Genomic DNA, 11,166 nt, shown 5'->3' with positions numbered 1-11,166 from the left:
CGCCTCTTTTCTTGCCGCCGTTCAAATTAGATGCATATCTTTGTGGGCAAATATAATTTGACGACACTGTCTAGAGCAAGACGTCCGCCCCCACACCGACAGACATGCACGAAAAATGCTTGTTCGCCGGACTGTGGTCGGACATGCCCGCACAGCCTGCTTCCATCAGATCCCTGTTGGTACGAGGAGAAACAAAGGTGCACGAATTGCCGGATATCCCCACCAGCGATCAGCTCGTGACCCGTTATGGTCTGCAGCCGCATCCCGAAGGCGGCTTCTACCGACGCATCTGGTGCAGCAGCGGCCGCATTGCCGCTCAGGCCCTACCCGCCTGCTACCACGGAGAACGACCGTGGAGTACGTCCATCCTCTTTTTGCTGCGCGCAGGAGAATGCTCTCGTCTGCATCGTTTGCATTCCGATGAGATCTGGCATTTTCTTTTGGGCGGTCCCTTACGTTTGGCGGTCATCCACCCTGACGGCAGTGGTGAGGACTGCCTGCTGGGACAAGATCTCTCGGCAGGGCAGGAGCTTGTCCATGTCGTGGCCGGCGGTTGCTGGTTCGGCGCCATGCCCTGTCCGGGGACGACCTATGCTCTCGTGGGCTGCACTGTCGCGCCGGGCTTCGACTTCGCCGATTTCGAGCTTGCCCCGAATGCCGCCGGCATCCGTCACAGCCTCCCCCGTTGTGACGCCGCCGCCTCGCGCATCCTCGACGATTTCTTCCCTCTGTCCTGTGCTGCGGGAGCCTGAACCCAAAACGCCAGAGACAGGGGAAAAGGGGAGACGTTTAAAAAGTCTTTCCCCTTCTCCCGTACCCCTCTTCCCCCCACCAAAACTTTTGCCGCTGTCGCTGTCGGACAGTCTGGCCTCAAGGTCAGACTCCCAAACGCACGCCAACCGAAATACATAAAGGCTGACCAGAGGTAATATCCAGACACGTCCTGCCGGATACCCCATCACCATGCTGCCGAGGGACATAAGAGGACAGGGACGCCTTACCGCATCACGACGCCGCGCAGGGATCCCGCAAACGTTTTTGGAGGGATGAGGGGGAGCGCGAGGGGGAGAAGGGGACCTTTTTGCGGAAAAAGGTCCCCTTCTCCCCCTCGCAAAAAAATCTTCCTTTTTCTCCTACCTGACGCCCAGCCCACGCAGGGCGCAACGGGCGGCAGCGGCGATCAGGGCTTCCTTGCGGGCCATATCCGCACTATCGGGGGAACGAGTAAGGATGACGAGAAGTATCCGCCGCCCGTCGGGTGATTCCGCCAGTCCCACATCATGAGCGAGGCCGCCGCTGGAACCCGTCTTGTGGGCAAGCCGCCAGGTATCGGGAAGCCCGGCGCGTATGCGTCCGGCGCCGGTCGTACAGGCGGCCATCCAGTCCAGCAGCTGCTGCCGTTGTGCGGGGGGGAGGGCCTGTCCCGTCAGCAAGGCTCGCAGGGTACGGGCGTAGGCGAGCGCCGTGGTCGTGTCCCGCTCGTCTCCGGGAGCCGACACGTTGAGCTCCGGCTCCAGCCGGTCCAGACGAAAGGTCGTATCGCCCAGTTTTCTGACGTAGTCCGTCACGGCTTGCGGCCCACCGAGACGATCCAGCAAAAGATTGGTGGCGGTGTTGTCACTGAAACCGAGGGAGGCGGCACAAAGCTCGGCAACGGTCATGCCGTCGCTGCCGAGCCCGCCGGTGACGGGCGACCAATCCACCTCTTTGTCGGGGGACCAGTGCAGCCGTTCCGACAGCAAGCCCGGCTCTTTCACGGAGTGGTCCAGGATGCAGGCAGCCAGCACCGCCTTGAAGGTGCTGCAAAAGGTGAAACGCTCATCGCCACGCCATGCCAGACTCTGCCCGCTGCCCACATCCACAGCCACAAGCCCGATACGGGCCTGATGCGCTTGCTCCAGCGCACGCAGCTCCGCGATCTCCGCATCGGTGGCCAGAGCTGGCGCTCCGATCGACACCATGGTGGCGCAAAAGAACAGCAGACAGCAGGACACATGACACAACGAACGATATGCCGACAGCAGCATGACGACTCACTCTCCTTTCATAAAAATTGGGGAGCCGCCGCCTGTCCGGCAATGGCTCCCCTCTGAAAAATATGGCAGCGGACTGCCTTAGCCGTAGATGAAGGCATCCGGCACGTCGGCCAAAGTGGCGACCATGACGGCCTTGATGGTATGCATACGGTTTTCCGCTTCCTGGAAGACGTAGCTGTTGGGCCCTTCAAACACTTCGTCGCTGACTTCCATGTATTCGAGCCCGAAGCGCTGGTAGATCTTTTCACCGATGGTGGTTTCCCGGTTATGGAAGCTGGGCAGGCAGTGCAAAAACCCGCACTGCGGATTGCCGGTCTTGCGCATGACCTCGGCGTCGATGCTGTAGGGAGTCAGCAGGTTGATGCGCTCCTGCCAGACTTCGTCAGGTTCACCCATGGACACCCAAACGTCGGAATAGAGGAAATCGCAGCCGTGCACGCCTTCCTCCACATTTTCGGTACGGGTAATGCGCGCTCCGGTCTTTTCGGCAATGGCGCAGGCCGTCTGATAGACTTCGTCCGAGGTCCAGAGGGCGCGCGGAGCCACAGAGCGGAAATCCAGCCCCAGCATGGCGCAGCACACCATGAGCGAATTGCCCATATTGTACCGGGCATCCCCCAGATAGGCCAGCGTCTGATCCTTCAGGGGCTTGGGGCAACACTCGCGCATGGTCAGCATATCGGCAAGCATCTGGGTGGGGTGCCACTCATTGGTCAGGCCGTTCCAGACCGGGACGGACGCATAGGAGGCCAGCCGCTCCACGATGTCCTGCCCGAAGCCGCGGTATTCGATGCCGTCATAGAAGCCGGAGAGCACGCGGGCCGTATCGGCCATGGATTCTTTCTTGCCCATCTGAGAACCGGAGGGGCCAAGGTAGGTCGTGGAAGCTCCCTGATCGTGTGCGCCCACCTCAAAAGAACAGCGCGTACGCGTGGAATCCTTTTCAAACAGAAGGACGATATTCCTGCCTTCCAGAAAACGCGGTTCGCGGCGTTCCTTCTTGGCCTTTTTCAAGGCTGCCGCCAGATCCAGCAGGTAGAGGAAATCTTCGGGAGTAAAGTCCGTTTCCTTCAAAAAATGGCGATTGGTCAGTCTGCTCATGAGGTCTCCGCCCCCTGCGGGGCCGCTCTTGTCCATATCGTTATCGCGCTTGGCCGGAAACTTCGCGACATGCTCGCAGGCGGCATCCGCGGCGGTATGCTTCCGGCAAAAAAAGTGCTCTTCACGGCACGTCATACGGGACCTGCTGCCGCGCGAGCACATGGCACAGCCGCCTTTCCTTCAATGCCGGTCGTAAAAGGGCATTTTCAGCAAAAGCGAACGATGAGGGATGAACCTAGCACGGGAAGGTCCCCTTGTCCATGCGGCGGCTCAGGACCGCACCGGGCCCCCTGAGGACGCCGCCCTGCCCGCTCCCATTGCCCACCACATGCTTTGCCGCTATACTTCTCGCCAAGGAGATCCCTCATGCGGAAACGTTGCCCAGCCTGCATCCTGTTGTCCGTCATTTGCTGCCTGCTCTGCCTGACCGCAACGGCGGCGGCTGCCGGACCGGCATCCACGCCCCGCCTGCTCAAGGTAGTGGCGCTGACGCGCTCCGGAGTGAGCGCCCCTCTACAGAGCGAAGCCATGCTGGATTCCTGGACCGAACGCACCTGGCCCAAGTGGCCCGCGAAACGGGGCGAACTGACCCGCCGTGGTGCGGCCCTCGTCAGTGAACTCTGGGGCGAGCTGCGCAACCGCTATCTTGCGCTGGGCGTCCTGCCGGCCAATGCCTCGCCGGCGGCCGTCTATGTGCGTGCCGATAATCGGCAGCCCGCTCGGGCTACCGCCTCGGCCCTGCTGCGCGGCCTCCTTCCGCAAGGCAACAGCGGTTATGCCATCGACAGTCTGTCTCCCGACCCGCTTTTCCATCCAGTGCAGAACGGCATGTGCATCTTTCACTTTGCCGCCACAGCAAAGGATGTGCTGAACAACATGGACGACGGTCTGCCCGGCCTCAATGCCGAATACGCCGAGCAGCTCTCTCTGCTGGACAGCATCGTCGGGTCGGCGGATGCGGAGCTTTGCACTCGCTACGCCCTGCCGCCCGGCTGTCGCCTGTCCTCCATCCCCTCTTCCGTCGCCATTGCACGGCAGGGGACCAGCGCCTTCATCCAAGGAGGGCTCGGCATCGCCTCCAGCCTGACGGATGTCTTTTTACGGGAGTTCAGCCAGTGGCCCAGTGAACCTGCCGCCTGGGGCCAGGCCGATACCGCTACCATGCGTCAGATCCTGAGCCTGCACAGTACCGTTTTCAATGCGGTGCAGAGGGCGTCTTCCGTGGCTGGCGCGCAGGGCAGCACATTGCTCAACGAGCTGCTTGCCGCCCTTCAGGGAAAGATGACCGACAGCCGGGCCAACCGTTCGACCATCGTCGTATTTGTGGGCTCGGATGTGAGCATCGCCAATGTGGCCGCCCTGCTGGGCATCCATTGGCAGGCTTCGGGCTACCCAGAAGACCTGATCCCACCCGCCGCCGTCCTGGCGTTTGAACTTTGGCAGCAGGATGAAGGCCAGATCGTTCGGATAAAGTTTTTTGCCCATGCGCTGGAGACCCTGCACAGCAGCACGCCCTTTGAGGATGAGGAAAGTCTGGCGGCCTTCTCCGTCCGTGTGGGCAAGAACGGCGATCCCAACCTGCCGGTCGATGACTTTTACGCGCGTGCGCGTGCCGCCATACGCAAGGACTGCATCTTTACGGGGCTGGCGCTGCCGCAGCTGATGCCCGCCGCTTCCGAAGGCGAGCTGGAAACTTCGGCTGATGTGGAGCCCGGCAATGCGGAAACAGATGAAGATGACCCGCAAGGACAAGCGCCACGGCAATAGAGCATTTCAGTTTGAAACGCTTTGCGTTTCAAACCATACGGCTTGTCGTTTCGCGGAAAAAACGCGGTTTTTCCGCTCACTTTGGGCCGGGCGGCGCTGTGCCGCCGCCTCGCATTTTGCCTTTTTCAAAGGCAAAATGCTCTAACGCTCCCAGAACAAAACGACGGCGGCGTCCAGAAAGGACGCCGCCGTTTTTTTCATATGCGCGCGATCACCCGTCAGTCGGACGAAAGCTGCCGCGCCGAGAACTCAATCACGTGGATTGTCGCGCGGCAACAGCAGATTGAGCAGTACGCCGGTGACCGCCGCAAGGCCTATGCCCGCCAGCGTGAAAGATCCAAAGTCGAACTGCATACCGCCGACGCCGAAAATGATGATCAACGCCACGATGACCATATTGCGCGGCTGGAGCAGGTCATGTCCCGCCCGCACCAGCGTATTCAGTCCCACCACCATGATGGCCCCGAACAGCAATATCATGATCCCCCCCATGACCGGCGTGGGGATGCAGCTCAGGAAGGCCCCCACCTTGGCCACAAAGGACAGGAGGATGGAACAGATGGCCGCCCACGTCATGACGGCGGGATTGAAGGCCCGCGTCAGCGTCACCGCGCCGGTCACTTCGGAATAGGTGGTATTGGGCGGGCCGCCCAGCGCGCAGGCCGCCATGGTGGCCAGACCGTCGCCCAGCATGGTGTTCTTGATGCCCGGATCCCGCAGGAAATCCTTGCCCGTCACTGAACTGATGGCGATGATGTCGCCAAAATGTTCGATGGCCGGCGCTACGGTAATGGGGATGATGAAGAGCATGGGCTCCCAGGAGAACTGCGGCAGCACGAAATTGGGCAGCGCGAACCAGGGCGTGGCATGTACGGCATCCCAGTTGCCGACGCCAAGGCCAAGGGCCACCAGCAGGCCCACGGCGATACCGCAGAGGATGGGGATCAGCCGCAACAGGCCGCGCCCCAGCAGAGAGACCGCAACGGTCGTCAGCAGGGCCGACATGGACAAGGCCAGCGCCGTGCCCCGGGGGATGAGCTGCTGTGTCCCGTCACCGGAGAGCCCCAGCGCCATCTTGACGGCCACCGGCGCCAGCACAAGCCCGATGACCATGATGACCGGGCCGGTGACGATGGGCGGCAGGATACGCAGGATGACGGCGGTCCCCCGGAAGCGGATGAGCGTGCTCAACGCCACATAGAGCAGACCGGAAAAGATGAGCGCCCCCATGGTCAGGGGCACGCCCCAAGTCTTCACGCCGTACATGATGGGCGCGATGAAGGCAAAGGAGGACGCCAGGAAAATGGGCACCTTGCCGCGCGTCACGAGCTGAAAGATCAGCGTGCCGACGCCTGCGGTAAAGAAGGCTACATTGCTGTCCAGACCGGTCAGCAAGGGCACCAGCACCAGCGCGCCGAAGGCCACAAAGAGCATCTGCGCGCCGAGCAGAGCCTCCCGCAAGCGAAAGACATAGCGGCAGGGATCGTCATGGGCAGTCGTGGGATTCATGCGTCTACCGTGCTACTTCGTGCCGAAAATACGGTCTCCCGCATCGCCCAGCCCGGGGATGATATATCCCTGTTCGTTCAGGTGGCTGTCGATGGCGGCGGTGTAGATGTCCACATCGGGATGGGCCTGCTGCAGGCGGGCGATGCCTTCCGGGGCGCAGACGAGATTGATGCTGCACATCTGGCGGCAGCCCCGCTTTTTCAGCAGATCGATAGTGGCGATGAGCGAGCCGCCCGTGGCCAGCATGGGGTCAAGGATGATGGCGAAGCGGTGCTCCAGATTGCCCGCCAGCTTCACATAATATTCCACAGGTTCCAGGGTCTCCTCGTTGCGGTACAGGCCCACAACGCTGATCTTTGCTCCCGGCACCATGTCCAGTACGCCGTCCATGAGGCCCAGGCCCGCCCGCAGGATGGGCACGACCGTCACTTTCTTGCCGGAGATGGCCTCCACTTCCACCGGCCCGGCCCAGCCCTGCACCGTCAGCTTTTCCGTGGCGAAGGACTTGGTGGCCTCATAGCTCAGGAGCCGGGCCAGTTCGTTGGCGATGGTACGAAATTCGCCTGTTCCCGTGGATTCCCGGCGCAACAGTCCGAGCTTGTGCCGCACCAGCGGATGATCGACCACATGCACAGCCATAACGGCCTCCTCAAGGCTGTAAAATAGTTATAAATAAACTTTTTTATCCTAGCTTCCTCCCCTTTTGTCTGTCAAGGGACAGTTTCTCCGCGTATTTACAGGCTGTCCTTTTTGGCGTAGCACGAGCCCAACGTCAGGATGCCGGGGGCCCCTGCGAAAAAAGGGCTCCCGGTTCCGATCCTGCCGTGACGCCTTATCTCTCCCAAAAGCTTTCCGTACCCTGCGGAGATACTTTTCATGCCTGTGCTGCACCCTATCGAAGATTTCCTCCGCCTGCGGGACGCCGGTCTGCCGTTGCTGGACGTCCGCTCTCCCGCTGAATTCCAGACAGCGCATATAGCGGGAGCGCGCAACCTTCCCCTCTTTTCCGACGAGGAGCGCGCCCGGGTCGGGACGGCCTACGCCCGGCAAGGGCAGGAGGCCGCCACCCTTCTCGCCCTGCGTCTGGTAGGCGGTCGGCTGGCCGATATGGTCGAGACCGCCCGGCAACTTTGCCCGCCGCAACCGCTGACGGCCGATGCCGCAGCCGTACTTGCGGCCAGCCCCTCTGCGCGGTGCGCGGCGTCTTCCCCTGTCCCCGACCATGCGTTCCCGCCCCTGCCGGAAGCGCCCTCTCTCCCCGGCCGCCATGTACTGCTCCATTGCTGGCGGGGCGGCCTGCGCAGCCGCAGTGTGGGCTGGCTGCTGGAGAGCTGCGGCTTCACCGTGCATCTTTTGCGCGGCGGCTACCGCGCCTTTCGGGCCCATGTGCGCAAGGAACTGGCTCGCCCACGCCCTGTCCTGATCCTGGGCGGCATGACCGGCTGCGGCAAGACGGATATCCTCCACGCCCTGGCGGACAGGGGGGAACAGATCATCGACCTGGAAGGTCTGGCCAATCATCGAGGATCCGCCTTCGGCGCTGTGGCCCTGAGCGGTGGACAGCCCGGCAACGAGGCGTTTGAGAACGACCTGTTCGAACAATGGCGCACGCTGGATCCCCGCCGCCCTGTCTGGCTGGAGGACGAGAGCCGTCGTATCGGTCATGTCACGCTCTGCGAGGAATTTTTCCGCCATATCGATACCTCGCCTCTGCTTGTGGTGGACTTGCCGCAGCCCCTGCGCATCCGCCGCCTGGTAAGCATCTATGGCGGCACGTCACCGGATTCTCCGCCGGAACCGGCCGTTGCCGAGGCCCTCTGCGCGGCCTTGCAGAAGCTGCGCCGCCGTCTGGGCAGCGAGGCCTGTACGCGCTGCTGCGAACTGGTGCGCGCGGGACGGCTTGACGAAGCCGCCGGGCGCGTGCTCCACTACTACGACAAATGCTATGCGCACCAACAGGCACAGCGCAGCGGCCGTCTGCTGGGACGCCTGACCTGCGAGGAGGATGCCCCGCAGGAGACCGCCCGCCGACTGACGCTGCTGGTTGCGGAGGTTGCCGCCTCCGACGCTGGCCGCCCCTCCTCTCCAGTTTCTCCCAACCTCCGATAAGGAGTCCTCATGACGCCACGATCCAGCCTGAATATCCCCTGCACGACGGATGACCCGTCCCTGCCCACCCCCTGCCTTCTTCTCGATGAAGCACGCATGGCGGGCAATATCGCCCGCTTCAATCGCCATCTGGCCCGTCAGGGACTGGCCGCCCGGCCGCATCTCAAGACGTGCAAGAGCATGGCCGCAGCCCAGCGCCTCCTGCGGACGCCCGCTGGTCCGGCCACGGTCTCCACTCTGGCCGAAGCGGAGTATTTCGCGGCTCAGGGCGTGACGGACATCTGCTATGCTGTGGGCATCGTGCCCGACAAGCTGGCACGGGTGCTTGGCCTGCGCCGTGGAGGGACCGACCTGTCCGTCGTGCTGGATGATCCCGTGACGGCCGATGCGCTAAACACGGCGGCCAAGCAGCTGTTCACCGACGGGGATGCTCCCCTCCCCGTCCTGCTGGAGCTGGACTGTGACGGACATCGCAGCGGTCTTGACCCGGCGGGCGACGAGCTTCTTGCCGTGGCCGCTATAGTGCGGGCATCGTCCTTTCTTGAGCTGCGCGGCGTCCTGACGCACGCCGGCGCGGCCTATGCCTGCGGGGATACGGCGCACATCGCCGCGCTGGCTCGGCAGGAAGGGGAAGCCGCCGTCACCGCCGCCGAACGACTGCGTTCCGCAGGATACGACTGCGTGGTGTGCAGCGTCGGCTCCACGCCCACGGCCCTGTTGGGTGAATATCCACAGGGGGTCACCGAGGTACGGGCGGGCGTCTATCCCTTCATGGATCTGACCATGTGCGGGCTGGGCGTCTGCACGACAGACGAGGTGGCGCTCAGCGTGCTCACCACGGTCATCGGCCACCGTCGCCAGGACGGAGCGCTTGTGGTGGATGCCGGCTGGATGGCGCTTGCCCAGGATCGCGGCCTGGACGAATGCTTCCCGAAATGGGGTTTTGGCCTGCCCTGTACGCTGGACGGCACGCCCCTGCCGGGCCTGCGGGTCAGCGAATGCAATCAGGAGCACGGCATCATCAGCATCCGTCCCGGGGAAGCCGTCCCCTCGCCGGCGTTGCACGAACGCTTCCCCGCGGGAAGCCGCCTGCGTATCCTGCCCAACCATGCCTGTGCCACCGCCGCGCAGTACGACGTCTATCATGTATTGCGGCAGGGGCAGATCATGGCGTGCTGGGAACGTATCCGCGGCTGGTAACGCCCTTTTCCCGTCCCGTTGACGAAAAAAACGCCGACAGCGATACTTGTCGTCGCTGCGACGACGCGATACATGCACCTTGCCGGCACGGCACAAGCTGATTCAGACACGGTCCCTTTGCCGGACTGTTCAACCAAGGAGGATCTCATGGCTGCAACCGTCTATTACACAGACATGCATACCCGTTCGCACGAAGACAGCAAGATCGCCAAGCTCGCGCGGCTGTGCGACGCGGTAGGTCTCAAGCGGGTCGTCCGCAAGAACGATCTCACCGCCATCAAGCTGCACTTCGGCGAATACGGTAACGATACCCACCTGAATCCGGCCCTGGTGCGCCAAGTGGTGGACAAAGTGCGCAGCGCGGGCGGCAAGCCCTTCCTGACGGACACTACCACGCTCTATTCCGGAACGCGTCATAACGCCGTCGATCATTTGCAGACCGCGTACAGCCATGGCTTTGCGCCGTCCGTCGTGCAGGCTCCCGTGGTCATCGCCGATGGTCTGTACGGCGAGAACGACGTTCCCGTGCGCATCAACTGCAAGCATTTCAAGGAAGTGCACATCGCTACGGAGATCCGCCGCGCGCCGAGCATGGTGGTGCTTTCGCATTTCAAGGGGCACGAAATGGCGGGCTTTGGCGGCGCCATCAAGAATCTGGCCATGGGCGGCGCTTCGGTGCGCGGCAAGCGCGACCAGCATGGTACGCATGTGTCCATTGATGCCGCAACCTGTGTGGGCTGCGGGAAGTGCGTGAAGAACTGTCCGCAAAAAGCCCTCAGCCTGAAGGACAAGAAAAGCAGCGTGGACACGTCCCGCTGTATCGGCTGCTTCGAGTGCATCACCGTCTGCCCGACCAAGGCCATCAGCATCGACTGGGCCACGGAGATGGCCCCCTTCGTGGAGCGCCTGACCGAATACGCCCTCGGCGCGGTCAAGGGCAAAAAGAACGTCTGCTACATCAATTTCGTCATGAACGTCACCCCGGACTGCGACTGCGTGGCCTGGAGCGACATGCCGCTCGTGCCGGACATCGGCCTGCTGGCCTCCACGGACCCTGTGGCCCTGGACCAGGCCTGCTTCGATCTGGTCAATAAGGCCCCGTGCCTCGATCCCAGCCTCAAGGTCGCGCCCGGCGACGACAAGTTCACGGCGCGCTGGCCCAATACCCGCGGGCCCCTGCAGCTCAGCTACGGCGAAGAGATCGGCCTCGGCAGCCGCCAGTACGTGCTGGAAAAGATCTAGAGCAGTTTCCCGGCCGGGCCCGAAGCCCGGCCCCTGACCTCTGCCCTTCCTCCGGCGGCCATGTGCCGCCGGAATTTTTTTATGCCCCACGCCGTTTTGTGAAAAAGAAAGCAAGAGGTTTTCTTTTAGGGTCATGACTAGCAGAGAGTCCATAAAGAGGCTAAAAGCAAGTTATGACAATGAAAAACAAGTACGCTTGCCG

The 11,166-nt window shown here is 62.5% G+C and carries 9 protein-coding genes; 5 read left to right on the top strand and 4 right to left on the bottom strand.

Annotated features, from left to right (window positions below):
- Positions 1-197: 197 nt before the first annotated feature.
- Positions 198-752: a cupin domain-containing protein gene (locus Q0K00_RS09840; RefSeq protein WP_297229053.1), complete on the top strand. Its 555-nt coding sequence runs from the start codon at positions 198-200 to the stop codon at positions 750-752.
- A gap of 381 nt (positions 753-1,133) precedes the next feature.
- Here the strand turns inward: Q0K00_RS09840 and bla are convergent, their stop codons facing one another.
- Both bla and argF read right to left on the bottom strand, forming a co-directional pair.
- Entirely contained in the window at positions 1,134-2,027 is an 894-nt protein-coding gene (gene bla, locus Q0K00_RS09835) for a class A beta-lactamase (RefSeq protein WP_297229051.1), read from the bottom strand.
- 87 nt (positions 2,028-2,114) lie between these two features.
- On the bottom strand, positions 2,115-3,137 hold the full coding sequence (argF, locus tag Q0K00_RS09830) for an ornithine carbamoyltransferase (RefSeq protein WP_297229049.1): 1,023 nt from the start codon (positions 3,135-3,137) through the stop codon (positions 2,115-2,117).
- 366 nt (positions 3,138-3,503) lie between these two features.
- Here argF and Q0K00_RS09825 point away from each other — a divergent pair, with 366 nt between their 5' ends.
- Positions 3,504-4,904 carry a histidine-type phosphatase gene (locus Q0K00_RS09825; protein WP_297229047.1) on the top strand — a complete coding sequence of 467 codons (1,401 nt, stop codon included), beginning with the start codon at positions 3,504-3,506 and terminating at the stop codon, positions 4,902-4,904.
- Between the two features lie 249 nt (positions 4,905-5,153).
- On the opposite strand, the gene Q0K00_RS09820 is transcribed toward Q0K00_RS09825, so the two are convergent.
- Together Q0K00_RS09820 and upp are read right to left on the bottom strand one after the other, a co-directional pair.
- Positions 5,154-6,413 carry a uracil-xanthine permease family protein gene (locus tag Q0K00_RS09820; protein ID WP_297229045.1) on the bottom strand — a complete coding sequence of 420 codons (1,260 nt, stop codon included), beginning with the start codon at positions 6,411-6,413 and terminating at the stop codon, positions 5,154-5,156.
- Between the two features lie 12 nt (positions 6,414-6,425).
- Positions 6,426-7,052: a uracil phosphoribosyltransferase gene (gene upp / locus Q0K00_RS09815; RefSeq protein ID WP_297229043.1), complete on the bottom strand. Its 627-nt coding sequence runs from the start codon at positions 7,050-7,052 to the stop codon at positions 6,426-6,428.
- 237 nt (positions 7,053-7,289) lie between these two features.
- On the opposite strand from upp, the gene mnmH reads away from it, so the two are divergent.
- From mnmH to Q0K00_RS09800, 3 genes are all read left to right on the top strand, one after another.
- Positions 7,290-8,522 (top strand): tRNA 2-selenouridine(34) synthase MnmH, encoded by a 1,233-nt coding sequence (mnmH, locus tag Q0K00_RS09810; RefSeq protein ID WP_297229041.1) that lies wholly within the window; start codon positions 7,290-7,292, stop codon positions 8,520-8,522.
- A gap of 9 nt (positions 8,523-8,531) precedes the next feature.
- Positions 8,532-9,722, top strand: coding sequence for an alanine racemase (locus Q0K00_RS09805; protein WP_297229039.1), 1,191 nt, complete (start codon positions 8,532-8,534; stop codon positions 9,720-9,722).
- A 147-nt stretch (positions 9,723-9,869) separates the two neighbouring features.
- A complete protein-coding gene (locus tag Q0K00_RS09800) occupies positions 9,870-10,964 on the top strand; it encodes a DUF362 domain-containing protein (protein WP_297229037.1) in 1,095 nt (364 codons plus the stop codon).
- Positions 10,965-11,166: the final 202 nt, after the last annotated feature.

Source organism: uncultured Desulfovibrio sp. (genome assembly GCF_944327235.1).
In the GTDB taxonomy this organism is placed as follows: Bacteria; Desulfobacterota; Desulfovibrionia; order Desulfovibrionales; family Desulfovibrionaceae; genus Desulfovibrio.
Note: the sequence above shows the minus strand (reverse complement) of the source record. Positions and strands in the feature narration are given on the sequence as shown.